Here is a 26,123-nt window from a genome sequence, read left to right on the forward strand (position 1 = left end):
CTAAGAAATAGCATGCCGCTTGTTTGAATATTTATTACCAACGTCCACCTGCGCCGCCACCGCCGGTAGAACCTCCGCCGCCGCCGCGGAAGCCTCCACCGCCTCCGAAACCGCCGCCTGAACTACCACCACCAAATGAGCCGGGCATGAATATAGGGCCACCGCCCCTGCGTCCGCCGGAGCCGCCACTTCCTCCTCCACCACCACGACTTCTCATGGTGAATAAAATAATGACGACGATAATAACAATGATTGGAAACGGAAGACCTGTATCGGAATCCTCTTCATAACTTTCACTTACCTGCACGGGCGCAAATTCTCCATCCCAATTGTATTCTTTCGCAATTTCATTAAAAAGCGCTTTATACGTATTCATGATCCCTAGATCGAATTTCCCTTCCTTCATATAAGGGAATGCGTATTGATCGCGGATCCTCCCAATCTTTCCATCGGGTAAAGCACCTTCCAAACCGTAGCCTGTGGAAATCCACAATGCGCCATCATTCGGGGCGACAAGAAAAAGCACCCCATTGTTTTCCGCCTTTTGGCCAATTCCATACTCGCGGAATACTTTTACTGAATAATCTTCAATCGCATCGCCTTCAAGTGAATTAACAGTCATCACAACGAGTTGGGCACCGGTTGCATCCTCAAGTTGCATCCCGTAATTGACGAGTTCTTCTTTTTGCTCTGCATTTAGCAGATTCGCGAAATCTTGCACGTAAATATGACCTACTGGTTTGGGAATATCAGCTGCATAAGCGGTTGATGAAATCGTAAATAGTAAGCAAAATACAATCAAAGATCGAAGCATTTTGCTAATCACTTCTTATCATCTCCAAAATCGACCTTAGGAACCTCTTTCGCAGCTTCATCCGCTTTAAAGTATTCTTTTTCATCAAATCCAAATATAGATGCCGTCAGATTCCCCGGAAAACGTTTCACTCGTTTATTGAATGTAGCCACTTCAGTATTATAGTCTTGACGTGCGACACCGATTCGGTTTTCGGTTCCAGCAAGCTCATCCATTAATTGACGGAAGTTTTCATTCGCTTTTAAATCAGGGTAGTTTTCTACAACTACTAATAATCTGCTTAATGCGCCTGATAGTTCATCATTAGCCGCCGCTTGCTCTTCAGGCCCTTGTGCCCCCGCTAGTCTTGCACGCGCATCTGAAATATCTCCAATAACTTCTTTCTCATGCTCTGCAAATCCTTTTACCGTATTCACTAAGTTCGGGATTAAGTCCATTCTTCTTTGCAATTGGTTCTCGACTTGCGCATAAGATGCGTCTACATTTTCTTCCAACGTCACAAACTTGTTATAGCTAGGAACAAGCATCACGCCGAGAAGTACAAGTATGACTACAATTATGGCAATCGGTCCTAGTACTTTTCTCAAGCTACCACTCTCCATTCATTTTATAAGTACTTTACCCATATGAAACCAATTAATAAACTATCGGCTAATAAACTATACGATTCATGTGTTTAAAATGTTTCATTTTCCAACAAAAAAAGTCGCCCCAAAATTCAGGACGACTCTGCATGAACGGGAATTGCATCATTTCTTAACATCACTTGTTCATCATGGAGATGACATGCCACGAAATGCCCGTCATCTTTTTCCAACCAATCCGGCTTCAATTCTGCGCAGACATCCATTGCATAAGGGCAACGCGTTCGAAATACGCAACCAGAAGGCGGATTAATCGGGCTGGGAAGTTCCCCTTTCAACAAAATCCTTTCACGTGATTCTTCTATATCCGGGTCTGGAATCGGTATTGCTGATAACAGTGCTTGTGTGTATGGATGAAGCGGTTTGTCATACAACGCTGCACTTGTTGTGAGTTCCATCATATGCCCCAAATACATAACGCCGATTCGGTCAGAAATGTATTTCACCATTGACAAATCATGGGCGATGAATAAATATGTCAATCCCTTTTCGCGTTGCAGTCGTTGAAGAAGTTTAACAACTTGCGCTTGAACAGATACATCTAGTGCAGAAATCGGTTCATCTGCAATGATAAATTCCGGATCCAATGCTAGTGAACGCGCAATGCCGATTCGCTGACGTTGCCCGCCTGAAAACTCATGCGGATAGCGGTTCGCATGATCCCGATTTAAACCGACGTCTTCGAGCAATTCGTTTACTTTGGCTCGCATTTCTGCTTTCGTTTTATACATGCCGTGGATTTGCATCGGCTCCGCAATAATATCGAAAACCGTTGAACGGGGATTCAATGATGCGTATGGATCTTGGAATATCATTTGCATTTTTTTAAGAAAATCATGGCGCTCTTTGCCGGTCATGTCATGAACACTTTGCCCATCGTATAACACTTCGCCTTCGGTTTTATTATAAAGACCTAAAATAGTTCTACCTGCAGTCGATTTCCCGCATCCCGACTCACCGACAAGCCCGAAGGTTTCCCCTTTTTTAATATCGAAACGGATCCCATCCACAGCTTTGAGTTGCTCGCCGCGCCCCACATCGAAATAGCGTTTCAATCCCTTCACTGATAACAAAAACTCTTCTGTCACGTCGTTTCCTCCTTACCATATCTTCGGACACCGCATAGATCAGCTTCTAGGCTTGAGCCTGCAAGTTTCATGAATTCAACCGACTTTCCCGTCGAATGGGAATGAAGAAGCAACCCATTTCCGAAATAAAATCCGACATGACGAACATTCCCTTTTCCTTTATCATTTGCGAAAAATAGTAAATCACCTTTTTCCCATTGTTCTGGTTGGTCTAATGGAATTTCAATGCCACTTTTCGCTTGATCACTAGCGTCACGAGGAATGGTATGCCCACATGCTTTGAACATGTTGTATGTAAATCCAGAACAATCAAATCCATATGTCGACATGCCACCCCAAAAGTATGGCAAATCTAGATATTCAAGTCCTTTTTCAACTGCGACGGATGATGCTCGTTTCGGAAACTGATAAATGGACGGTGAACAGTCGACATCACGATTCAAGACATATGCATATCCATCTGGCGTGCAAACACGTAAATATTCGCCTTCCGCACCGACATACGGCAGCATTGTGTTGAGCGGCACAACTAAAGATGGCACGCCGTCTGTTGTCCATACTTGGGCTTTTCCAGCAGTTACTTTCGCAAAACCCTCCGCATGAATCGGTTCTGCTTCTTTCAACTGAGCAAGCGGCACCCATCCTGGATAACCGCGTTCATCTTTTTTCGACGGTTGCCATACAGCGATGATCTTCGCCCAATCCCCTTTGGTTTCCTCAACGATAACCGGTTCCCCGTACAACAATTGGGTCTGCACACGATTTCCATCACATAAATCTAACCGTGGTTCAAAGGGGAGTTTCTCTAGCCATTTTGTCATCTGAACGGGATTCGTTAGTCCAGGCTCATCAATTTCTCGAGCAGATTCGGGCGACGTCCAAACGGTTGCCACCGAAACCGCGCAATACCAAGAATTCATTAAGTCCACTCCTTTTTACGCGATAGTATATGAATAAAAACGCAGCGCCCCGGAGGACGCCGCGACTTTCACTTAATTCTTATCCGCATATTTCAAATCGATATAACCTACTGGGTGGCGCAAGATTCCTGTCACACCAGGTTTTTCAAGTGTTGATTGGTTATAGAAGTAGATTGGGAATACAGGCATTTCAGCCATCAAAAGCTCATCCGCTTTTTTGAGTAATTCCCAACGTTTCTCTTCATCTGTTTCGTTTTTGATATCTGCAATTAGTTTATCGTAATCAGCGTTCGACCAAGTCGTACGGTTCATCGGCGAATCTGTAATGAAGCTTTCAAGTGCGTTCACAGGATCCGCATAGTCATGCAAGAAAGAGGAACGAGACATCTGGTATTTAAATTCTTTCTGCTCTGACAAGAATACGCCGCCTTCAACGTTTTGCAATTCTACATCAACATCAAGCACTTCTTTAAAAGCACCTTGAAGCGCTACCGCAATATTCTGATGTGCTTCGCTCGTTGAATAAGTAAGCGTTACTTTTGGTAACTCAGTATACCCTTCTTCTTTCATGCCTTCTTCAAGTAGTTTTTTAGCTTCATCTGGATTGAATTCAACAAGGTTCCCCACCGAATCGCGGAACTCTTTCCCATCTGGACCGATGAAACCGTAAGTAACGAAGCCATGTGCTGGTTTCTCGCCATTTTTAGTGACAAATTCAACGATTACTTGTTGATTCACTGCAAGTCCGAAAGCTCTACGGATTTTGGTATTTGTGAAAGGTTCCATGGATGTATTGAAACGATAGAAGTAAAGTCCAGCTTCATCGTCGAAGCGTGCTTCATCATCATCCTTCAACTGTTCAGCTAGTTCAGGTGGAATGCCAGAAACGTCTAACTCGTTCGCTTGATACATTTGATAGGACGTCGTTGCATCGTTTACCATTGCCCAATGAACTTTATCGAGTTTAACTTTATCCGCATCCCAATAATTTTCATTCTTTTCAAATACGAAGTTCACATCATGATCCCATGAAGCAAGTTTGAATGGACCATTCCCTACAAATGTTTCTGCTTCTGTAAACCATTTTGGATCATCAGTCGCGACTTTTTCGTTAATTGGGAAGAAACTTGGGTTTGTAATGATGTTCAAAAACGCCTCATTTGGTGCTGTTAATTTAACAACAAATGTTTTTTCGTCCGGCGCTTCGACCGCTACATCTTCCGCTTTACCTTCACCGTTGTTATACGCCTCTGCTCCTTCAATGAAATATGCTAGGAACGCAGCTGGTGACGCTGTTTCAGGGTCAAGCATATGACGCCATGCAAATACGAAGTCCCCAGCAACTACTGGATCGCCATTTGACCATTTCGCACCCTCACGAATAGTGAATGTATACGTTAAACCGTCTTCTGAAATGTCGATTTTCTCAGCCGTGGCTTCTTCAGCTAAATGCTCTTCTGAAAGACGTGTTAAACCTTCCATCAAGTTGTTCAATGAACTCCATGAAACTGCGTTGAATCCAACAGATGGATCAAATGAAGTTGGCTCTTCACCATTGTTCATGTAAAGAATTTTCTCTCCGGCTTCTTCTTTATCATCCGCTACTTCTTCTGTCTTGCCTTCATCCTTTTCTTTATCTTTTTCCTTATCTTTTTCCGTGCCTTCATCCTTTGTCACTGTGCAAGCCGCCAAAAAGAGTGCAAGCATCGCTACGATCAGAAACGTCAAAAACTTCTTCATTCTAATACCCCCTTTGTTTTTGTGAAGATATAAAAAGCACTTTCGTGCGTAAAACCCACTTAGGCAAACACTAATTTCGCCCTTTCATCCTGCAGCCAACAATCGACTACATGCGTATCCGAAATTGCTGTCGACTCCGGATAAACCTCACCGCAAACCTCCATCGCAAAAGGACATCTCGCCGTAAAAGGACAACCTTTTGGCGGTGAAAACAAGTCCGGCGGCGTTCCTTCAATGGGTTGGAGCTCTTCTTCTTCCAAATCAAGGCGCGGAACTGAATTCAATAATCCTTTCGTATACGGATGTTGAGGCGTATAAAAAATTTCGCGTTTATCGCCAGTCTCAATTATTTTACCGGCATACATAACCGCAATGCGATCAGCAATTTTTGCGACGACTCCGAGATCATGCGTAATCAGGATGATCGATACACCCATTTTATTTTGTATTTCTTCGAACAGCTCAAGTATTTGTGCTTGAATCGTGACATCCAAGGCAGTCGTTGGTTCATCTGCGATCAGTAATTCCGGTTCGCAAATCAAAGCAATTGCAATGACAATCCGTTGACGCATTCCCCCGGAAAACTGATGCGGGTACTGTTTCATCCGTTCTTTAGGATTCGGAATCCCTACTAAATCCAACATTTCAATAGCCTTCGAATATGCGGCTGCTTTACTCACCTTTTGATGTGTCCGAAGACCCTCCGTCAATTGCTCCCCCACCTGCAATGTCGGATTCAGCGCTGTCATTGGATCTTGGAAAATCATCGAGATGTCGACGCCTTGAACCTTTCTCAAACGCGATTTACTCATTTTAGCTAGATTTTGATTTTTGAATAGAACTTTCCCGTTTTTAATCTTTCCAGGCGGTTGTGGAATCAACCCCATAATGGTATTCGCCGTCACGCTTTTCCCGCAACCCGATTCGCCTACGATGGCTAGCGTCTCGCCTTTATACAGATCAAAAGTAACCCCGCGCAGTGCTTGCACTTCTCCACCGAACGTCGTGAATGATACATGCAAATCTTCAACTGTCAGCACTTTTTCGGTTGCGACAGCTTCTTTCGTATTGAGCACTTGTTGTTTTGTCAAAATCATTCACCCCCTCAATTTCGGATCGAGCGCGTCTTGCATTCCGTCCCCTAACACGTTAAATGCAAACATTGTCATTGATATGAAAAATGCTGGGAAGAACAACCTCCACCAATAACCAGATGTTATGACTGGAAGTGCGTCATTCGCCATCACACCCCAACTTGCAAACGGTGCTTGTATACCGAGCCCTAGAAAGCTCAGAAAAGCTTCTGCAAATATCGCACTCGGAACGGTTAGCGTCATCTGAACAATAATCGGACCCATCGTATTAGGTAGTAAGTTTCTTCTTATAATGCGCGACGTTTTCGCACCAAAAGATTTCGACGCGGTGACAAATTCATAGTTTTTAATCTGCAGAACTTGTCCCCTAACAATTCGAGCCATCCCAACCCAACCGGTAATCGTTAATGCAATAATGATTGTCGTTAAACTCGGTCCCATCACAACCATGAGCAGAATAACAACAAGCAAATGCGGCAAGCCGTACAAGACTTCAATAACACGCATCATCAATGTATCAGTGCGGCCACCTTTATAACCGCTTATACCTCCGTAAATAATACCGATGAAAAAATCAATAAGTGCAGCCATTACTCCGACGAAAAGCGAAATTCGAGCGCCGTACCAAGTCCGCGTAAATACGTCCCTCCCCATTTCGTCAGTACCGAACCAATGCGTGCTGGAAGGTGCCTGGTTTTGGTTCGGTAAATCCAGTTTTGTGACTGAATGTGGTGAAAATATCGGACCGAAAATCGCAAATAATGTTAGTAAGATAAGAAAGATTAGTCCACCCATCGCTAATTTGTTTTTTCGAATGCGTCGCCATGCATCTTTCCAATAAGAAAGGGATGGTCTAACAACTGCCTCCGCTTCCTTTGTGTCCTTCTTTTTCGGCTTAAACCATTCATCAGGAACCGTCATTCGTTGGTCTTTACTCACCATCACACTTCACCTTCCTTTTTATGCAATTTAATGCGTGGATCCAGAAGGCCGTAGACGATGTCGACTAGGAATAGCATGAAGACTAGAAACGCGCTATAAAAGACGGTCGATCCCATAATGACTGGATAATCTCGGTTATTGATACTTTCAACAAAGTATTTTCCCATGCCTGGTATCGCAAAAATTTGTTCAATTACAAATGTACCCGTCAAAATCCCTGCCAACATTGTCCCCATGATTGTCACAACGGGCATGAGGGCATTTCTAAGCGCATGTCTCACAACAATTCGAATCGGCGATAAACCTTTCGCTCGTGCCATCTTAATATAATCCTGCGTAAGCACTTCCAACATACTTGCCCGGGTCAGCCTTGCTATGATGGCTGTAGGACCCGTTGCCAGTGCTAGCGTCGGCAAGATCATATGAAGCGGGCTGCTCCATGTCGCTGTCGGAAGCAACTCCCAGTTCACCGCCACTTGTTGAATTAATAACGTCGCTAGCACGAAGTTAGGAACAGAAATACCGACGACGGCGAATGCCATTGCAAAATAATCGATAATCCCGTTATGCCTGAGTGCAGCAAAGGTCCCTAAGATAATGCCCGATACGACTGCTACAAGTATCGTTATAATCCCGAGTTCAAATGAAATCGGGAACCCCCTAGCCAGCAAGCTATTTACGGTCTCATTCGGTTTCTTAATCGAAGGCCCAAAATCGAACGTAACAATTGATTTCAAATAATATACGTATTGCACGCCAATCGGTTGATCGAGTTTGTAAAACTTTTCAAGATTCGCTTGAATGGTAGGATTCGAAGTCCGTTCCTCATCGAACGGTGATCCTGGTAATGAGTGCATTAAGAAAAATGTTAATGTGGAAATGATAAAGATTGTCGCAATCATCATAAGGAATCTCTTAACTATGTATTTAGCCATGCACATTTCCCCCTTAACAAAACTTCGTCTGCAATGCCAGCTCAATCATGACAAGCATCGCTCTATATGCTTCAATGATGTCTTTTGCTTCATATTTCACAATCGTTGTTCCTGCTTCAATTTCACAGCCCGGCATCAACGCAGCCCATTCCGCTTGCCCGTAATTATTAAATTCAATCCGGAGAATCGGGTTTTCGGGAGGTACGAGCGGTTGAATGGTATGTTGTTTCGCTATCGCTTCACTCGTCGTCTCTTCCAGTAGCGCATGCGCTTTTGTCGGATGCAGTGTTTGGACGGCAGACCTGGAAATGGATTGTTTGACGGCCGCAGTGACAATTCCAGGTATCAATGCCTTTGCTTCACGACAAGCCCCGTCATCTCCAGCGACCATAATGACAGGTACACCAAAATAGCCTGCAACATAAGCGTTAAAGCCAAGCTCCCCTATGGCAACATCATTGATATACATATTCCGAACCCCAAAAATCATCGAATGGCTCATGACGCCAGGTTGTCCCGCACGAGCGTGATAGCCTGCAAAAATTGCCCCGTCAAATGTAGAATCTATCGACTGAACCATCGAAAGCGGTTTCAAATCCCCCGTGATTAAATCCGCTTCTGGATGAATATCTTCCACCAGTAGATTATTCATTTTAGAATGACTGTCATTGACGAGGACTTTATTTGCCCCATTTTCAAATGCTGACCGGATAATGGCATTTGCTTCATTCGTCATAATCCGCCGAGATCGTTCATAATTATGTTTCGCTGAATCGACAAATGTGTGATCAGGCAATCCCGTAATTCCTTCCATATCAACTGACACATAAATATTCACAAGACCACCCCCAAGTCATTCATTTCTGAATTAATTTAATAGACAAAAATCATCAAGTATATATAAGACTATCAAATTTATTAGAATAGTACAATTGAATTTTTAAATATTAAATTATGGGCTGTGATTAAAGAAGTAATGGCTACAAAACATGTTTTATATCAATTGCAGATTACCGAAAGCACGTCAAATACTTTTGTAAAATAAAAAAAGTACCTGCAAACGTTAAAAATTAACGTTTGCAAGTACTTAATATTGTTTCTCTCAATAATTATACAGATTCATTTTTGGAATCATTTTTCCGAATAAATTGTTCCCGAGCCAATATACCTGCAACCTTGGGTGCGGTCCATATCAACGGTAATAATATAAACGATACAGGAACAGCTGCTACAACTATAAACGACTGAATCGCACCGATACTTCCCTCACCAATTGCTAGCAATACAATTGCCACCGAGCCCATGATGATTGCCCAAAAAACACGCATACTCTTCGGCGGGCTACCGTCACCCGTAATCGCTACCGAAATTGTATAGGACATCGAATCACCTGTAGTCACTACAAATAATATCGTGACAATTAAAAATGCGGGTGCCATAATAACGCTTAGGGGTAGTTGCTGCGTTATCGCAATCATAGCAGCTGGCATTCCTGAACTATTCAGTGCATCTGAAATAATACCTGGCTGAAGCAGCTCATAGAAAATACCAGATCCTCCGACTACGGTAAACCAGAAACAGGTCACGATTGGTGCAATAATAGCAATTGCTACAACAAGTTCTCTTATTGTTCTTCCTCGTGAAATCGTTGATATGAAAATACCCATCATTGGACCATAACCTAAAAACCAACCCCAAAAGAATATTGTCCAGATACCAAGCCACTCAGAGTCACCACGGAAAGTACTTATGCGAATAAACTCTTGAAGATGAACACCTGATGAAGATAGAAACATATCAATAATAAAGCCACCTGGTCCAAGTAACAAAACAAAAACCATTAAAATTAGCGTTAAAATTATATTTAAATTACTTAAAAATTGAATTCCCTTGCGTAGGCCAGTGATAGCAGAAATTGTCGCAATTGCCACGACGCCTACAATAATAAGGATTTGCGTTACCATGTTATTCGGAACCCCAATTATCGCTTCCATCCCATATGCCGCTTGCAGCCCTAGAAAACCGATTGGTCCTATTGTTCCAGCTGCAACAGAAATAATGGAAAAAGCATCCACTGCCGTACCGAGCATACTATTTTTCATGATTTTTTCACCAAAAATAGGATAAAGTAGGGACCGTGGTTTTAAAGGCATTCCCCTATGATAATGTGCATACATTAAGACGATTGTGCTCAATGTCCCAAGTATTGCCCAAGCAAGAAAACCCCAGTGCAAATAGCTTTGTGCAAGTGCTGGTATGATTGCATCTATAGTGCTTGATTGAATGCCATCAAATGTAGGTGGCGTACTGATAAAATGATGCATAGGTTCAGCGGCAGCCCAAAACACACCCCCGCCAGCCAGTAGCGTTGTCATAATCATCGCTATCCATTTAAACTTTCCTATTTGAGGTTTATCAATCATACCTAGACGTACTTTTCCATAACTAGAAATCGCTATGCCAATCGCAACGAAAAAAGTGCCTAGAAGCACGACTTGCCAAAATGCCCCAAAGTATTTTATTGCTACCGCAAATGAAACATTCACTGCATTTGTGACGAATTCTGTATTTATAAGCGACGCAAGAACAAAAACTAATAATAGTCCCCCGCTAATAATCAGTACGGGCCAGTCCGTTGTCGACTTTTTTGGTTTCATGCAAAATCTCCATTCTCTTTAACTTGATTTTTAATACCTATAATGGTTGATGCTTATGACATCACACTAAAAAGTATTTTTGTTCAGTTCACAAACATTTTCTATTTATGCTGTTTATGTAGATTGACCATATTACGCCACTTCTATAACTATGTCAATCACCACAGAAGATCCACGTCAGTGCTTAACTTCGAAAACAATCCCAGCATAACTAGTTGTTTGATTAAAACCTTTTCTGATGAAGAATCAAGGATTTTCGGCACACAAAAACTCTTATTTGATTACGTACGTACACGTATATCAAATAAGAGTTTAGAGTCTAGTCTGTATAATATTTTTACGTTAACCCATAACAACAAATGCACTAGCAAATAATTACGCCCTCGGCGGGAGTCGAACCCACATTTTAAGCTTCGGAGGCTTACGTGCTATCCATTGCACCACGAGGACAAAATGGTATTGTTACTTTCACAGCAACATTATAGATTGTACTAATGATTACATAAAAATGCAAGGTTTTTTTATGAAGCTTTAAATTTGACCTTTATTGACCATGCTATGTTATGATACAAGTACAGTTGAATTAAGGAGGAATTATTATGTTAATACCTACAGTAATTGAACAAACAAGCCGCGGGGAACGTGCTTATGATATCTACTCCCGTTTGTTGAAAGACCGGATTATCATGCTCGGAAGCGCAATTGATGATAATGTTGCGAACTCGCTTGTTGCTCAGCTTCTATTCCTTGAGGCAGAGGATCCAGAAAAAGACATTTCAATCTACATTAATAGCCCGGGTGGAAGCATCACAGCCGGTATGGCAATTTTCGATACGATGCAATTCATTAAACCTGATATCCAAACAATCTGTATTGGAATGTCAGCATCGATGGGTGCATTCCTTCTAGCGGCCGGTACTAAAGGTAAACGATACGCTTTACCGAATGCTGAAGTCATGATTCACCAACCACTTGGCGGTGCACAAGGGCAAGCAACGGAGATTGAGATTGCTGCGAAACGAATTCTATTCCTTCGCGAGAAGCTCAATACAATCCTTGCTGAACGTACAGGACAACCGATTGATGTAATCGCAGCTGATACAGAACGCGATAACTTCATGACAGCTGAACGCGCAAAAGAATATGGTCTCATCGATCACATCATCACGCGCAGCGATATGAAAGAAAACAAATAAGAATTAAGTAAGGCTAAATATAGAAGGGGCATTTCAAAATGCTTCTTCTATATTTTTTTGATTTTTATTTATTCGAGGCGACTTAGGTGCTAATTGTCATATCGAGTAATTTTGGTTGCAGTTATATGCGATTTGCTTGCAGTTGAAAGTTGTTTGCTTGCACTTAAACGGCATTTGCTTGCACTTAAATGATTTTGCTTGCAAGTCGGGACCATTATCCTACATAAATACTGGTACTCAAGCAATTCAACAGATACTTCAAGACCCCCTCTCTTATATTCAACCAAAACAAAAACCGTTTCTCGCTAATTAGACGAGGGACGGTTTTATTTTAACTTATTTTTCACGCTCAACTAGTTCAGCAAGAGACGAAAGCGCTTTCTCCTCATCACTTCCCTTTGCCATCAGGGTGACTTTTGTTCCTTGCGCAATCGCCAAACTCATGATGCCCATGATACTTTTTGCATTCACTTGGCGGTCATCTTTTTTCAAAAAGATATCCGCCGCAAATCGATTCGCTTCCTGCACGAATAATGCCGCTTGCCTTGCTTGAAGCCCAGGCTTCATTTTGACTTCTACTTCTTTTTCCATCATCTTTAGTCATACTCCTTTGTAACGTGACCTTACGTAATGCCAATTTCGCCATTACGAAGATTGTCCGCAATTTCTTCTATTTTTCTTAATCGATGATTCACGCCAGATTTACTAACCGAAGCACCAGAAACAAGTTCTCCGAGTTCCTTCAACGTGATGTCTTGATGTTCTACGCGTAAATGCGCGATTTCCTGTAACCTATCAGGTAATTGATCCAATCCGATTGTCCGTTGAATGTATTCGATATTCCCGACTTGTCGTTGCGCTGCGCTAATCGTTTTATTCATATTCGCTGTTTCGCAGTTAACAAGTCGATTTACACTATTACGCATATCTCGTAATATACGTATATCTTCAAATTTCATCAACGCTGAGTGCGCACCGACGATTCTTAAAAAATCGGATATCTTTTCAGCTTCTTTTAAATAAGCAATGTAGCCATTTTTACGTTCAATTGATTTCGCATTCAAATGAAATTCATTCATCAAATCTACAAGGGCTTCACTGTGTTCCTTATAAATCGAGAATATCTCCAAATGATAGGATGAGGTCTTCGGATTATTTACCGATCCTCCCGCGAGAAATGCGCCCCGAAGATACGCGCGTTGGCAACATTTATCTTTGACTAACTCCTGAGAAATCTCATTCTTAAATTCGAAAGTTCCGGTAAGAATAAGTAAATCTTTAAGCAACGGTTTTGCACCTTCACGAATTCGGCAAATATACACATTATTTTTCTTCAATTGCATTTTTTTTCTTACGAGTAATTCAATTTTATATGGATAAAGACGCCTTAAATTCGAATAGAGACGCCGCGCAATCGCGGCATTTTCAGTTTGGACATCTAGACTTAATGATTTATTTGAAAAAGATACCGAGCCGTTCATGCGGATAAATGCCGCGACTTCCGAACGTGTGCAACAGTCTTCCCCTTCGATTTGCGTAAGTTCCTTTTTAGTTCTTGATGCGAAAGACATGACACCTCTCCTTTCTCAGTTAATCACATCTTTTTCTTGCCTGCCGTGCTTTCCATATATTGAATAAGCCATGAAGCAACTTCTTTAGATTCGTGGCGGATTTGACCATCAATCAATGTAGCAATTTCTCTTTTAACGACATTCGGGACCAGTTTTTCTAATTCCGCCATATCATGTTCAACAGGCGATGGCGGCCCTTTGTATTCGCCTTCTTCATAGAGTGTAGTAAAATCCGTCGTATTTAATAAGACTGTATCTATAAATGCCCCACCCGCGTGATCGTATAGGGCTTTAACATGTTCTGAGGCCGAGTATTCAAAAGTTTCTCCAGCTTGCGTCGTCAAGTTGCAAATATACACCTTTTTAGCCGAACATTCCATTACCGCATCGCGAATCGCTTGAACAAGTATTGTCGGTAATATGCTCGTATATAAACTTCCCGGACCAAAAATCACTAAATCGGCATTCCTAAGTGCTTGGATTGTCTCAGGTAATGGCTTAACTTCTGTTGGAGACAAGTACACTTTACGAATACGTCGACCATAAACTGGGATTTTCGACTCTCCGGTTACGATTGTCCCGTCTTCCAGCTCCGCATGTAATGTAATTCTTTGATTAGCAGCTGGAAGAACTTTTCCTTGGATATTTAATATATGACTCATCTGTTCCACAGCACGCGCAAAATCTCCAGTAATATTCGTCATCGCAGCAAGCATTAAATTTCCAAGAGAATGACCTTTTAAATCTTTCGAACTTGCAAATCTGTATTGAAACATCTTCTCGATTAGTGGCTCTACATCCGATAATGCAGCCATAACATTACGAACATCTCCTGGAGGTGGTATATCATATTCATCGAGTAGCCTGCCAGAACTGCCGCCGTCGTCTGCAACTGTAACAACTGCTGTAATTTCAACTGGATATTTCTTCAATCCGCGAACTAGTGTCGCCAGCCCGGTTCCTCCACCGAAAATTACAACCTTCTTTTTTTCCCCCGAGTGCGGCATTCTGTCAACCCTTTCTCTTTTCGATATCCCGATGAGTTATGAATGTCCGATATTCCTCGTCAAAATGGGCACCAAAATATTCAGCAAGTGTTACTGAACGATGTTGTCCGCCAGTACATCCAAACGCGATAATAACTTGAGATTTTCCTTCGTTTTTATACTGTGGAATTAGAAACTTAAACAGGTCAGTCAGCTTTTGAAGAAGAATTTGGGTTTCGCCCCACTTCAGAACATACTCAGATACGTCTTTATCAAGTCCTGTTTGTGGTTTTAACTCTTTAATATAAAATGGATTCGGTAGAAAACGCACATCGAACACAACATCCGCATCAATTGGCATTCCATGTTTGAATCCAAAGGATATAAAATTCAATGTAAATACAGAATCTGTTCTAGAAGAAAACTCCGCTATAATTTTCTCCCTTAATTCACGTGGGAGTAAGTCGGATGTATCGTAGATTGAACGAGCGCGACCTTTTAACTCTGAAAGCAACAGTCTTTCTTTACGAATACCCTCTAGCAATAAACCGCCTTCTGAAAGTGGATGTGAACGCCTGCTTTCTTTGTAACGCTTAACGAGCGCTTCATCATTTGCATCCAAGAATAATATTCTTGATGACACACCTTCCGCATTTAACAAGTCATCAAACGCACCGATAAGTGAATCAAACAAATCACCTCCGCGCGTATCCATAACAGCCGCAATCCGTCGCATTGGATTGTCTGATTTCATCATCAAATCAAGAAAAGTCACGAGCAACTCCGGAGGCAAGTTATCAATACAATAAAAACCGAGATCCTCAAAACTTTGCATGGCAACCGTCTTCCCCGCGCCTGACATACCTGTAATAATGACAAGTTCCACATCGTTATTGTTTATACCATTTTCATTTTCTGTCATTTTAATATCCCCCTCCCACAGACTTTTGAAGCTTTTCGTTTAACAGCTTGAATTGTTCCGTGTAATAGAACGTTCCGTATTGCATTCCAGATTCAGAAACTGCAAACAATAAATTCGTTCGATCTCCTTCGGCCATTGGAAGCGTATGTAAACTTTCGACAGGATGCCAGTCAAGTTTCCCTTCCGTTGTTGTTTCAAAAGGAACGCCTTCCAGGTCATGAGCGACGAATGTATAAAGCATCCATTCGTCCTTAACAATTTTATCAGCGTCGTCTTTAATCATCATCGTATAGACGCCTTTTAAATGAGGGTTAATCGGTGTTGTTCCCGTCTCCTCAGTAAACTCTCGTACCGCGGCTTCATATATAGATTCACCAGAATCCATTTTCCCACCTGGGGCTACGTACCAGCCTCGTCGCGGCTTCTTTAATAATAATACATGATTGTCTTTTACTACCAATAAATTTGCAATTCTTTGCATCATTACATCCCCACTCTACTTGTACCGTTATACCCATTATACATCTTTGGTCACCAAAACTGCATTAGAAACGCATATTTACTAATAAAACAATTTTAACATAAAAAAAGGTCACCTACCGGAACTAACCGGCAGGCGACCAAGTACTTACTATATCAAAAGGGGGGTCAATTGATATTACACTACTAGTGTACCCTTTAGATGTTGCATTTCTGTTACAAGCACATTAAAGATAGATTAAATATATTAAGCTTTTGCACTGAGCTTATCTTTAAGTTCTTCAATATACTGTTGTACCGCTTGTGCAGCGATGCTACCATCACCTGTAGCTGTAACAATTTGACGTAATAGTTTCTCACGAACATCACCGGCAGCGTAAATTCCAGGTACTTTTGTTTCCATGATTTCATTTGTTTCGACGTAGCCATTTGCGTCGAGAATGCCAAGTTTTTCAAAAGGGGCCGTTAATGGATCCATGCCGATATAAACGAACATGCCATCGGTTTCAAATTCTTTCTCTGAACCATCTTCTGTCGAAATCAATGTGACAGAACCGATTTTACCATCTTTTTCGTTTACTTCTTTTATCGTCGAATTCCATATGAAATCCATTTTTTCATTGGCAAATGCACGGTCTTGTAAAATCTTTTGTGCACGCAACTTATCACGACGGTGAATAACGGTTACTTTGTCAGCAAATCTTGTTAAATAAGCGCCTTCTTCAACCGCTGAGTCTCCCCCGCCTACGACAATAATTTCTTTACCTCGGAAAAATGCACCATCACAAACCGCACAATAACTAACACCTCGGCCAGTAAGCTCCTCTTCGCCCGGTACACCCATCTTTTTATATTCCGCGCCAGTCGAAATAATAATCGTACGTGCTTTGTATTCCTTCTGACCGACGAAAATTGTCTTATATTCTTCTCCATCAACTACATCCGTAACATCGCCGTATGCATAATCCGCACCGAACTTACGCGCGTGATCGAACATTTTCGTCGATAAATCAGGACCTAATATATGATCGAATCCAGGGTAGTTTTCAATATCTTCCGTTGTAGCCATCTGTCCACCTGGCGCTCCTCTTTCGAGCATAAGTGTAGATAAATTACCGCGCGATGTATATACTGCTGCAGTCAATCCCGCAGGACCTGCACCAACAATAATCACGTCATATATTTTTTCAGTAGACATATTACTTTCCTCCTTAACAACTGTTAACATCTCAAATGCTATAGGATTTTAACACCACCATCAACACAACTGCTTAAGAATTCAAATGCGGCAAAAACTCCATTAATTCATTCACGTATTTTGTCAACGTCGGCGTTGAGATCCCATACTTTTCTGCCATCGCTTTTTTGGTAACACCTGTGTAGCGTGCAGACTGAAACATATAATCAGCCGCAGAAGCTAGCCCTTTTGGATTAGAGAACTGGTATGATCTTAATAACGCACTTTCACACAGTGTAAACCACATTTGAAAAAGATGAGTCGCTTCATGATTTAACGGTTGGTAGTTTGCGTATAATAACTCCGTCGTTTCTAACGCACGTATAAATGAACGATCAAATGTCGTTTCGGGCATGAATTCATAATTCAGTCCACTAGCCAGAAATAATCGTTCAACATCACTTAGTTCTTCAACAATAATATATGACGGATGCGATATGATTTCTTGCTTATGCGCGGATTTCCCTAGAAGATAGAAACCCAACATGCGCTCACTTCTATACTCATTTCGAATTTTTCCAAGCAAGAAGTTTCGATCTTGCTCAACGGAATTGGGTTCAAAGTCTTCTGTAAGATCCTTCCATGGTTCGAAACCTTCTTTGGAAGGGTCTATGTCAATCAGGCTAGCATAGGACTTTTTCGCAATCTGTTCGTGGCCAGTGAAGTAGGCAGCATGCGCCAACCAAAAATAAAAACCGGCGTCCCCTTCAAAACCATTCTTTTGAATCCCTCTCAGCAAATGGAACGCTTCAGCGTGCTTACCAACAAGCGCAAAAGTTGCCCCAAGTTTATATCGATGTTCAATTAAATACGGCTTGATTTTCATAAGCAATTCAAGCAAAGAAGCTAATTTCTCCTCTTTTTTTTCATAATAATAAAAAACAGCAAGATTACATAAAGCATGAAGGTTACCGTGATTTTTTTCTAATACCTCATGAAGGAGCGTAGTCGCTTTCTTCTTTTTCCCGACGTAAAAATAGGCCAATGCAAGATTATTATAAGCCGCCCAAAATTCAGGATAATCCGTAATAATCGATTCAAGCAATTCAATAGCTTCTTTAAAATTTCCTGATTCCATAAGGCGACGCGCTTTTTCCTGGAGAAAGTACACTTCCTTATCTACATCGTCATCTTCGTCCATGTACTTCTCTTTTTGTTCGACAAAGTCAATTATCTCCCTGCATTCGTCACCAAAGGATCCCTGGGGATCTTTTAACAAGTACTTTTCGGCATACTTTCTTGCATCTTTTAATAAACCTAGATGTGCATGAATTTCAGCTAAATAGAAAATAACCTCGTTCTCTTCTGGATTAAGTGAATACGAGGTCAGCAAAATCTCATGCGCCTCATCAAAACGACCTTCTTCCATAATAAGAACGCCGTATTGCATAAGAATTTGCGGATCATTCGGGCTCAACTCTGTAGCCCTTTTCAAATATTTATGCGCTTCATCGAAACGGTCCCTGTTCATAGACCGAATCGCTTTATCATAATAAAATCTACCGTCAGGAATAAATGTTATTATTTTATTATCATCTGGTGTTTGTTTTTTATCCAATCAAATTCCCCCGAAAACAATCAAGAAGGAACGTTTTACACGCCCCTCCTCCTTATTAAACCTATTATACCATAAAGCAGTTGAGTTCTATCCATTTTACTTTCATGGCACATTCGACCGTGAAGATTGACGTTGCTCCATCTGCTCTTTTGTAAATATTATTTTTACTGGATTACCGCCGGCAAAAACACCGGGTGGTATATCTCGATTAACAAGGGTTGCCGCGGAGACAATTGCACCATCACCAATCTTAACTCCCGGAAGAATCGTTGAATTTGCACCGATTAATACATTCTTTCCTATGACAACATCACCAATTCGATATTCATCTATTAAATATTCATGCGCTAAAATCGTCGTATTATACCCGATAATTGAGTTGTCGCCGACTTGAATCCGTTCAGGAAACATAACATCCGGCATGACCATTAATGCAAATGATGTTTTTTCCCCAACTTTCATTTTTAAAAACGTCCGAAACAAAAAGTTTTTGAATGAAATAAACGGCGTATACCTAGACATTTGAATTACAAAAAAGTTTTTAGCTACCTTAAAAAAAGGAACAGTTTTATAAATATGCCAAAGTGAATTAGCGTCTCCTATTGTGGGGTACCTTTCTGTCCGCCTCAATTTCCTTCTCCATTAACAATGGCAAGCAGATCGGAGATATGGTGAAGCATATAATCCGGATGATACTTTTGCAAAAACGCCTCACCTTTTGCCGACCACGCCACAGCTGCCGTATGTACCCCTGCATTTTGACCGCCTACTATGTCATGATAGTTATCACCAATCATTAAGGCTTCCTCACGATCAGCATCTAAACGTTTAAGTGCAAGTAAAATCGGTTCTGGATCCGGCTTCGTCTTTTCGACATCATCCATACCAATGACGACATCAAAAACGCCTTCAACATCCAGAAGCTTTAACCCTTTATAAATCATATCGTTTCTCTTTGTTGACACGATGCCCATTTTATAACCGGCATCCTTTAATTTTCGCATCGTTTCAGAGACACCATCAAACTCAAACGCAAGCCTATCGTGATTCGCAATATTCCATTCCCTGTATTCTTGAATGAGTTCGTCTACTTTTTCGGGATTGATTAAACCAAATGTTTCAGATAGTTTCGGGCCGTTAAAATGTAGGATTTCATCTCTTTCATACTTTCCTGGATAATGCTTGCCAAGGACATGCTCAAATGTTTGGAAAATCAACTCATTTGTGTCAAGCAATGTGCCATCAAAATCAAATAATAATGTTGTTAGTTTTTTTGTCATTTATATATACCTCACTCAGTTAGTTATCTTGGTATGTTTCGTTAACTTTCCGAACATAACGTCTGATGACGAAAAATATGACTGCAATAATGATTGTTAAAACTGAGACAACTTGCGCAGTGCGCAAAGCTCCTCCCATCAAACTATCGGTACGCATGCCCTCTATAAAATAGCGGCCAAATGAGTACCAAGTTAAGTAAAACAAAAACATTTCGCCCCGTTTTAATGAAACCCGGCGAAGTAGCAATAAGATGATGAGTCCAAACAGATTCCACATGGATTCATATAAAAACGTCGGATGATAGGTCACGCCGTTTATCGTCATTTGATTCATAATCCAGTCCGGAATGATTGTCGTATTCAAAAAGTGTTCCGAAACAGGACCACCATGCGCTTCCTGGTTCATGAAGTTGCCCCATCTTCCGATAATTTGGCCAATCAATAGACCCGGTGCTGCTATATCAACTGTTTTCCAAAAAGAAATCCCACGACGTTTTGTATAAATATAAGTCGTTATAAATGCACCAATGAGTGCACCATGGATGGCGATTCCGCCTTCCCATATTTGAATAATTTGCCCCGGATTATCCTTATAATAATCCCAAGAAAATATGACATAATAAATGCGCGCACTAATGATTGAAATCGGTACTGCCCACACCAGTAAATCCGTTAAAAAGTCAGGATGCATTCCCCTTTTCACCATTTCGCGTTGAACAACGATAAAAGCAAGTACAATGCCAAGTGCAATTAAAATACCGTACCAACGAACCGGTATTGAGCCAATATGGAAAGCGACTGGGTTAATAGATAATATGTGGATCATTTATCATTCGTTCCCCTCTTCATCGTTTTGACTCGGGTTTTGGTTGATTGCATTTGTTAATTTATCCGAAAAATTTTGCGCGGCGTTAACGCCAAGCAATTTCATACGGTAATCCATAGCAGCAACTTCAATAATTACTGACAAATTTCGCCCAGGCCGTACAGGAACCGTTAGTTTTGTCAATTCAGTATCCATGATTTTCATCTTCTCTTCATCAAGGCCTAGTCGCTCGTACATTTTATCTGTTTCCCATAATTCAAGATTAATAACAATTAATATTCGCTTATCACTTTTCACAGCACTTGCGCCAAACAGCGTCATAATGTCGATAATACCCACTCCGCGTATTTCAAGCATATGTTCAATCAATGGCGGAGAATTCCCGATTAACACATTTTGTGAAACCTCTCTAATTTCGACTAAATCATCTGCGACCAGGCGATGTCCTCGTTTTACGAGCTCAAGCGCTGTTTCACTTTTTCCAACTCCGCTTTTTCCGGTAATTAACACACCGATTCCATAGACATCGACTAGCACACCATGCATGGTTGTCATCGGTGCGAGTTTCCCTTCAAGGTAATTTGTAAGCATACCTGAAAAACGAGTCGTTGCAGTCGAAGTATTAAAGACTGGGATTTGTGCATCATTAGCTGCAACAAGTAATTCCTCAGGAACTTCAACACCATGTGCAACGACAATTGCCGGGGTTATCGACGAACAAAGTTTCTCCATTCGATCCACTCTTTCTTCAGGCTCAAGCTTTGAAAAAAATGCTAACTCCGTTTTCCCCAAAAGTTGAACACGATCTGCGGGATAAAAATTGAAGAAACCAGCCATTTCCAAACCTGGTCTGGAAATATCACTTTTATATATTTTCCGGTCAAGTCCACCATCACCAGCACAAATATTCAATCCTAATCGTTCTTGAACATCACGAACAGTAACATAAGCCATTCATAACACACCTTCCACTTTTTCTATATGTTCTTACTTTAACATAATTCAACTAATTGTCGCTTTAAGTGAAATAGAAAAAGAACATTCACCAAGGAATGTTCTTTTTTACTAACTCACTTTGCATTATAACAAACAAGGACTGAACCCGTTTTTGCTTCTCCAAATATATATAGCGGGTTGTCTTGACTTTCGACATCTTTTGAAAAGCGGATTGATCTTTGTAATAGTAAATCTTGCTCGGCCGTACGGTTCACATCATCGAGCTGTAAATCTAGTCGCCCCATATTCGATGCGATTTCACCTGACAATGCAAGACCAGTTGGTATATATAATTCAACCGAACCGCTCATTGTTTTAGCTTCGATTTTTGAGGCTTTTTCATTTGTTGTTGTCACAACGACATGTCCACTTAGCGATTGGGCTTCCACTTCTTTTAAATCGCCATCAATATAAACACGGCCGTTTAAGGTCTCCGCAGATAGATTTTCGCCGCTTAAGCCAGTCAATCTTATTTCGCCATTTGCGGTTTCGAAGTCAGCGGTAGTAAACTTCAATGTAGATATATCAATTTTACCATTCGCTGTTTTTACATGTACTTTTTTCGCCTCAGCATCCTTCATCTGGAATGATCCATTCATCAAACGAACATTAAGCTCTTTATATTCTTTTTGAGGCAAAAATAATTCTAGATTCACCTTAGTCATTTTCATCTTGCTTGAAATTCTCAATTTGTTGTCATCCGTGACGACGAGCACCTTTTCGAGAAAGTCTTCTTTCGCTTTCGTTTCTGATTCGTTGTTAAATGCCTTCACCGAAAATTCCGCGCGTGCTTCTTTTTCATCAGTGTAATGGACTGTTATTTTCCCGTTATCGATGTCTAAAAGTAGTTCATCAATTTTATCCATCGGTTTGTTAATGGTGTGGGAAAATAACACAGATTCGCCAAATGGAGATTCAATATCAAACTCCTTCACTGTTTGTACGGCTGTTTGCATAAACTGCATGAAACGATCGCTAACATTGGTAAAATCTTTACGCAAGTCCTCTAGGAAGTCATCCATTGATTGTTTGGACGTCTTGGATTTCCCCGAATTCCCGGATTGATTGTTTTCTTGATCGGGGTCCGATTTTTTTTCAGTTTCAGAACTCGTTGTCTCTTTTTCCGTTGTATCCGATGAAGTTTCGCTTTCAGTTGTTTCTTCTAAACTTGGGGATTGGCTTGTTTCTGTCGATGTTTGTTCCTCATTCAAGTTTTCTAAAAGGGTTAACGCTTCGTCCGTGGTTATCGTACCGTTTTCCAACATTGTCAATATCCGCTTTCTTTTACTTTGCATTCTTCCGCCTCCTAATTTGGATCTCTACTTGTGATTAGTATATATACGGTTGCATTCGTTAAAAGTTTCATTTGACGAGGGATTCAGCTTCTTTTATTACATTCTTCATGCGTGTTTTATCTCGTTTCAAAATTGGTTTTAAATAGTGTCCGGTATATGACTTTTTAACTTTCGCTACTTCTTCGGGTGTTCCCGTTGCAATAATCTGCCCGCCTTTATCTCCACCTTCGGGCCCTAAATCAATGATGTGATCGACCGTCTTAATGACATCTAGATTATGTTCAATAACTAGCACAGTATTCCCCGTTTCAACAAGCCTCTGCAAAACAACCAGCAGTTTTTCGATATCATGTGTGTGAAGCCCAGTTGTCGGTTCATCAAGAATGTAAAAGGATTTCCCGTTTGAGCGTTTGTGTAATTCGGAAGCTAGTTTCACACGTTGCGCTTCTCCGCCTGATAACGTGGTCGCTGGCTGACCAAGTTTTATATAGCCGAGTCCAACATCAACAATCGTCTGTAATTTGCGATTGATTTTGGGGATATTTTCGAAAAAGACAAGCGCATCTTCAACAGTCATCGCAAGTACATCCGCAATATTCTTTCCTTTATAACGAACTTCTAACGTTTCGCGATTGTAACGCTTTCCATGACACACTTCACAAGGTACGTAAACATCCGGTAAAAAATGCATTTCGATTTTGATAATTCCATCTCCGCGACACGCCTCGCAGCGCCCGCCTTTTACGTTGAAACTAAATCTACCTTTTTTATACCCGCGAACTTTTGCTTCATTCGTAGAAGCGTAAACATCCCTAACGTCGTCAAACATGCTTGTATAAGTAGCCGGGTTTGACCTAGGCGTTCGCCCGATTGGAGATTGGTCGATTTCAATCACCTTTTCAAGTTCCTCAAGACCCTCTAAAGTGTCATATTTACCCGGTTGCTGTTTTGAACGGTTTAGTTTTTGCGCCAACACCTTATACAGCACTTCATTGACAAGTGTACTCTTTCCCGATCCCGATACACCTGTAACGGCAATGAATTGGCCTAAAGGAATATCGACATCGACATTTTTTAAATTATTTTCAGCTGCACCTTTGATTGATATTTTACGGCCATCTGATTCTCTACGCGCTAGCGGCAAAGGTATGAATTTTTTCCCGCTTAAATAATCTCCTGTAAGTGATTTTGGATCATTCATCACTTCGCTTGGCGTACCGGCGGAGACGACCTCTCCTCCTTCTACACCTGCACCTGGCCCCATGTCGATTAAATGGTCTGCTGCCAACATCGTGTCTTCATCATGCTCCACTACAATCAACGTATTCCCAATATCTCGCATGTTTTTCAATGTTTCGATAAGACGATCATTGTCCCGTTGATGGAGCCCTATCGAAGGCTCATCTAATATATAAAGTACACCGGTTAGACGGGAACCAATTTGTGTAGCCAGACGGATACGCTGGGCTTCCCCGCCCGATAGTGTTCCAGATGCTCTTGATAGCGTTAAATAATCCAGACCTACATTTATAAGAAATCCTAACCGTTCAGCAATCTCACGTAAAATCAGTTCTGCGATTTGTCGGTCTTTTTCAGACAGTTCCAATTGCTTAAAGAACCGATCCGCCTCTTCTATCGATAAATCGGTCACTTTCCCGATATGGACGCCGTTCACTTTTACCGCAAGCGTCTCTTCTTTCAAGCGGTATCCATTACATGTTGGACATGGGCGCTGTGCCATATATTTTTCCATTTGGTCACGTACATAATCGGATGAAGTATCCTTGTATCTTCGGGCAACGTTCGATAATACCCCTTCAAAATAAATATCGCTATCACGCGTCCCGCCAAATTCATTTGTATAACGGAAACGGATTTTTTCATCTTTCGATCCATATAATATTTTCTCTAATTGGGCTTCTGGCAATTCACTTACAGGCACAGTCATTGATATCCCATAATGTTTTGCGACAGTTTTTAATAGTTCTGGATAATACTGCGAACTCGTCGGCTCCCACGGGGCTATAGCGTGCTCTTTTAATGACAATGAATAATCTGGAATGACAAGTTTAGAATCGACTTCAAGTTTTGTTCCGAGTCCGTCACATTCTCCGCATGCACCGAAAGGACTGTTGAACGAAAACATTCGCGGTTCAAGTTCGCCAATTGAAAATCCACAGATTGGACAAGCGTGATGTTCGCTAAACAGCATTTCCTCACCGTCAATAATATCGATTAGAACTGTGCCCTTTGCTAGTCGAAGTGCAGATTCCAATGAATCGCCTAACCGGGAAACGATGTCATCTTTCATCACAATACGGTCAATCACAACCTCGATGGAATGACGTTGGTTTTTATTCAATTCGATATTATCGTCAAGATCTATAATTTCCCCATTGACACGAATTCGAACATAACCTTCTTGCCTGATTTCCTCTATTAGTTTCGCGTGTGTGCCTCTTCTTCCTGAGACAATTGGCGCCAAAACTTGTATGCGCGTTCTCTCTGGCAATTGCATGATCCGGTCAACCATCTGTTGTATCGTTTGCGAAGAGATTTCAGTTCCATGTATCGGACAAATCGGTTTCCCGACACGTGCAAATAGAAGTCGAAGATAATCATAAATTTCCGTGACAGTTCCGACTGTCGAACGGGGATTTCGGCTCGTCGTCTTTTGGTCAATCGAAATCGCAGGAGACAAACCTTCAATCACATCGACATCAGGTTTATCCATCTGCCCTAAAAATTGGCGAGCATATGCCGAAAGCGATTCGACATAGCGCCTTTGCCCTTCCGCATAAATCGTATCAAAGGCAAGCGATGACTTTCCGGACCCCGACAATCCCGTAATAACAACGAGCTGATCGCGTGGAATATTCAAGCTAATATCTTTAAGATTATGTGCTCTTGCGCCTTGTATGACGATTTCTTTGTTTCTCATA

General features: G+C 41.3%; 24 protein-coding genes and 1 tRNA gene. 1 reads left to right on the forward strand and 24 read right to left on the reverse strand.

What is annotated here, in order from left to right:
* Positions 1 to 34 precede the first annotated feature (34 nt).
* The 11 genes from J4G36_RS15075 to J4G36_RS15125 form a co-directional block, all read right to left on the reverse strand.
* Entirely contained in the window at positions 35 to 826 is a 792-nt protein-coding gene (locus J4G36_RS15075; RefSeq protein ID WP_368668789.1) for a TPM domain-containing protein, read from the reverse strand.
* Positions 823 to 1,401: a LemA family protein gene (locus J4G36_RS15080; protein WP_210471234.1), complete on the reverse strand. Its 579-nt coding sequence runs from the start codon at positions 1,399 to 1,401 to the stop codon at positions 823 to 825. Before J4G36_RS15080 ends, J4G36_RS15075 begins: the two co-directional genes overlap by 4 nt.
* Positions 1,402 to 1,532: 131 nt before the next feature.
* Positions 1,533 to 2,546 (reverse strand): ABC transporter ATP-binding protein, encoded by a 1,014-nt coding sequence (locus J4G36_RS15085; RefSeq protein WP_210471235.1) that lies wholly within the window; start codon positions 2,544 to 2,546, stop codon positions 1,533 to 1,535.
* Positions 2,543 to 3,466 (reverse strand): C40 family peptidase, encoded by a 924-nt coding sequence (locus tag J4G36_RS15090; RefSeq protein ID WP_210471236.1) that lies wholly within the window; start codon positions 3,464 to 3,466, stop codon positions 2,543 to 2,545. The genes J4G36_RS15085 and J4G36_RS15090 overlap by 4 nt, the downstream gene beginning before the upstream one ends.
* Positions 3,467 to 3,538: 72 nt before the next feature.
* Positions 3,539 to 5,206, reverse strand: a complete 1,668-nt coding sequence (locus J4G36_RS15095) for a peptide ABC transporter substrate-binding protein (RefSeq protein WP_210471237.1) — start codon at positions 5,204 to 5,206, stop codon at positions 3,539 to 3,541.
* Positions 5,207 to 5,265: 59 nt separating this feature from the next.
* Positions 5,266 to 6,297: an ABC transporter ATP-binding protein gene (locus tag J4G36_RS15100; protein ID WP_246880650.1), complete on the reverse strand. Its 1,032-nt coding sequence runs from the start codon at positions 6,295 to 6,297 to the stop codon at positions 5,266 to 5,268.
* 6 nt (positions 6,298 to 6,303) lie between these two features.
* A complete protein-coding gene (locus J4G36_RS15105; RefSeq protein WP_210471302.1) occupies positions 6,304 to 7,242 on the reverse strand; it encodes an ABC transporter permease in 939 nt (312 codons plus the stop codon).
* Positions 7,242 to 8,177 (reverse strand): ABC transporter permease, encoded by a 936-nt coding sequence (locus tag J4G36_RS15110; protein WP_210471239.1) that lies wholly within the window; start codon positions 8,175 to 8,177, stop codon positions 7,242 to 7,244. The genes J4G36_RS15105 and J4G36_RS15110 overlap by 1 nt, the downstream gene beginning before the upstream one ends.
* Before the next feature lie 13 nt (positions 8,178 to 8,190).
* A complete protein-coding gene (locus tag J4G36_RS15115) occupies positions 8,191 to 9,015 on the reverse strand; it encodes a M55 family metallopeptidase (protein WP_210471240.1) in 825 nt (274 codons plus the stop codon).
* 271 nt (positions 9,016 to 9,286) lie between these two features.
* Positions 9,287 to 10,834 carry a BCCT family transporter gene (locus J4G36_RS15120; protein WP_210471241.1) on the reverse strand — a complete coding sequence of 516 codons (1,548 nt, stop codon included), beginning with the start codon at positions 10,832 to 10,834 and terminating at the stop codon, positions 9,287 to 9,289.
* 378 nt (positions 10,835 to 11,212) lie between these two features.
* Positions 11,213 to 11,284, reverse strand: a tRNA-Arg gene (locus tag J4G36_RS15125).
* Between the two features lie 146 nt (positions 11,285 to 11,430).
* Between J4G36_RS15125 and clpP the strand changes: the two genes are divergently transcribed.
* The gene (gene clpP, locus J4G36_RS15130) at positions 11,431 to 12,030 is read left to right on the forward strand and encodes an ATP-dependent Clp endopeptidase proteolytic subunit ClpP (protein WP_305849488.1); all 600 of its coding nucleotides are present in this window, start codon (positions 11,431 to 11,433) and stop codon (positions 12,028 to 12,030) included.
* 336 nt (positions 12,031 to 12,366) lie between these two features.
* On the opposite strand, the gene J4G36_RS15135 is transcribed toward clpP, so the two are convergent.
* From J4G36_RS15135 to uvrA, 13 genes are all read right to left on the reverse strand, one after another.
* Positions 12,367 to 12,624: an HPr family phosphocarrier protein gene (locus tag J4G36_RS15135; protein WP_210471243.1), complete on the reverse strand. Its 258-nt coding sequence runs from the start codon at positions 12,622 to 12,624 to the stop codon at positions 12,367 to 12,369.
* Positions 12,625 to 12,653: 29 nt separating this feature from the next.
* Positions 12,654 to 13,601 carry a DNA-binding protein WhiA gene (gene whiA / locus J4G36_RS15140; RefSeq protein WP_210471244.1) on the reverse strand — a complete coding sequence of 316 codons (948 nt, stop codon included), beginning with the start codon at positions 13,599 to 13,601 and terminating at the stop codon, positions 12,654 to 12,656.
* A gap of 23 nt (positions 13,602 to 13,624) precedes the next feature.
* Positions 13,625 to 14,608: a gluconeogenesis factor YvcK family protein gene (locus J4G36_RS15145; protein ID WP_210471245.1), complete on the reverse strand. Its 984-nt coding sequence runs from the start codon at positions 14,606 to 14,608 to the stop codon at positions 13,625 to 13,627.
* 4 nt (positions 14,609 to 14,612) lie between these two features.
* A complete protein-coding gene (rapZ, locus tag J4G36_RS15150) occupies positions 14,613 to 15,509 on the reverse strand; it encodes an RNase adapter RapZ (protein ID WP_210471246.1) in 897 nt (298 codons plus the stop codon).
* A 1-nt stretch (position 15,510) separates the two neighbouring features.
* On the reverse strand, positions 15,511 to 15,990 hold the full coding sequence (locus J4G36_RS15155) for an NUDIX domain-containing protein (RefSeq protein ID WP_210471303.1): 480 nt from the start codon (positions 15,988 to 15,990) through the stop codon (positions 15,511 to 15,513).
* 246 nt (positions 15,991 to 16,236) lie between these two features.
* On the reverse strand, positions 16,237 to 17,187 hold the full coding sequence (gene trxB, locus J4G36_RS15160; RefSeq protein WP_210471247.1) for a thioredoxin-disulfide reductase: 951 nt from the start codon (positions 17,185 to 17,187) through the stop codon (positions 16,237 to 16,239).
* Between the two features lie 73 nt (positions 17,188 to 17,260).
* Entirely contained in the window at positions 17,261 to 18,784 is a 1,524-nt protein-coding gene (locus J4G36_RS15165) for a tetratricopeptide repeat protein (protein ID WP_246880651.1), read from the reverse strand.
* 102 nt (positions 18,785 to 18,886) lie between these two features.
* Positions 18,887 to 19,414: an acyltransferase gene (locus J4G36_RS15170; RefSeq protein WP_210471248.1), complete on the reverse strand. Its 528-nt coding sequence runs from the start codon at positions 19,412 to 19,414 to the stop codon at positions 18,887 to 18,889.
* Positions 19,411 to 20,064, reverse strand: a complete 654-nt coding sequence (gene ppaX / locus J4G36_RS15175) for a pyrophosphatase PpaX (protein ID WP_210471249.1) — start codon at positions 20,062 to 20,064, stop codon at positions 19,411 to 19,413. The genes J4G36_RS15170 and ppaX overlap by 4 nt, the downstream gene beginning before the upstream one ends.
* Positions 20,065 to 20,083: 19 nt before the next feature.
* Positions 20,084 to 20,890: a prolipoprotein diacylglyceryl transferase gene (lgt, locus tag J4G36_RS15180; RefSeq protein ID WP_210471250.1), complete on the reverse strand. Its 807-nt coding sequence runs from the start codon at positions 20,888 to 20,890 to the stop codon at positions 20,084 to 20,086.
* Positions 20,891 to 20,893: 3 nt separating this feature from the next.
* Positions 20,894 to 21,844, reverse strand: coding sequence for an HPr(Ser) kinase/phosphatase (hprK, locus tag J4G36_RS15185; RefSeq protein WP_210471251.1), 951 nt, complete (start codon positions 21,842 to 21,844; stop codon positions 20,894 to 20,896).
* 116 nt (positions 21,845 to 21,960) lie between these two features.
* Positions 21,961 to 23,181, reverse strand: a complete 1,221-nt coding sequence (locus J4G36_RS15190; RefSeq protein WP_210471252.1) for a DUF4097 family beta strand repeat-containing protein — start codon at positions 23,179 to 23,181, stop codon at positions 21,961 to 21,963.
* Positions 23,182 to 23,248: 67 nt separating this feature from the next.
* The gene (gene uvrA, locus J4G36_RS15195; RefSeq protein WP_210471253.1) at positions 23,249 to 26,122 is read right to left on the reverse strand and encodes an excinuclease ABC subunit UvrA; all 2,874 of its coding nucleotides are present in this window, start codon (positions 26,120 to 26,122) and stop codon (positions 23,249 to 23,251) included.
* Position 26,123 lies beyond the last annotated feature (1 nt).

Origin of the sequence: Sporosarcina sp. 6E9 (assembly GCF_017921835.1) — a bacterium.
GTDB lineage: Bacteria > Bacillota > Bacilli > Bacillales_A > Planococcaceae > Sporosarcina.

Excerpts from the sequence above, each read along its gene's own strand:
- J4G36_RS15090 (WP_210471236.1), bottom strand. The coding sequence starts at position 3,466 with ATGAATTCTTGGTATTGCGCGGTTTCGGTGGCAACCGTTTGGACGTCG.
- J4G36_RS15095 (WP_210471237.1), bottom strand. The coding sequence starts at position 5,206 with ATGAAGAAGTTTTTGACGTTTCTGATCGTAGCGATGCTTGCACTCTTT.
- J4G36_RS15105 (WP_210471302.1), bottom strand. The coding sequence starts at position 7,242 with ATGGTGAGTAAAGACCAACGAATGACGGTTCCTGATGAATGGTTTAAG.
- J4G36_RS15110 (WP_210471239.1), bottom strand. The coding sequence starts at position 8,177 with ATGGCTAAATACATAGTTAAGAGATTCCTTATGATGATTGCGACAATC.
- J4G36_RS15120 (WP_210471241.1), bottom strand. The coding sequence starts at position 10,834 with ATGAAACCAAAAAAGTCGACAACGGACTGGCCCGTACTGATTATTAGC.
- J4G36_RS15135 (WP_210471243.1), bottom strand. The coding sequence starts at position 12,624 with ATGATGGAAAAAGAAGTAGAAGTCAAAATGAAGCCTGGGCTTCAAGCA.
- whiA (WP_210471244.1), bottom strand. The coding sequence starts at position 13,601 with ATGTCTTTCGCATCAAGAACTAAAAAGGAACTTACGCAAATCGAAGGG.
- J4G36_RS15145 (WP_210471245.1), bottom strand. The coding sequence starts at position 14,608 with ATGCCGCACTCGGGGGAAAAAAAGAAGGTTGTAATTTTCGGTGGAGGA.
- rapZ (WP_210471246.1), bottom strand. The coding sequence starts at position 15,509 with ATGACAGAAAATGAAAATGGTATAAACAATAACGATGTGGAACTTGTC.
- J4G36_RS15155 (WP_210471303.1), bottom strand. The coding sequence starts at position 15,990 with ATGCAAAGAATTGCAAATTTATTGGTAGTAAAAGACAATCATGTATTA.
- trxB (WP_210471247.1), bottom strand. The coding sequence starts at position 17,187 with ATGTCTACTGAAAAAATATATGACGTGATTATTGTTGGTGCAGGTCCT.
- ppaX (WP_210471249.1), bottom strand. The coding sequence starts at position 20,064 with ATGACAAAAAAACTAACAACATTATTATTTGATTTTGATGGCACATTG.
- lgt (WP_210471250.1), bottom strand. The coding sequence starts at position 20,890 with ATGATCCACATATTATCTATTAACCCAGTCGCTTTCCATATTGGCTCA.
- hprK (WP_210471251.1), bottom strand. The coding sequence starts at position 21,844 with ATGGCTTATGTTACTGTTCGTGATGTTCAAGAACGATTAGGATTGAAT.
- J4G36_RS15190 (WP_210471252.1), bottom strand. The coding sequence starts at position 23,181 with ATGCAAAGTAAAAGAAAGCGGATATTGACAATGTTGGAAAACGGTACG.
- uvrA (WP_210471253.1), bottom strand. The coding sequence starts at position 26,122 with ATGAGAAACAAAGAAATCGTCATACAAGGCGCAAGAGCACATAATCTT.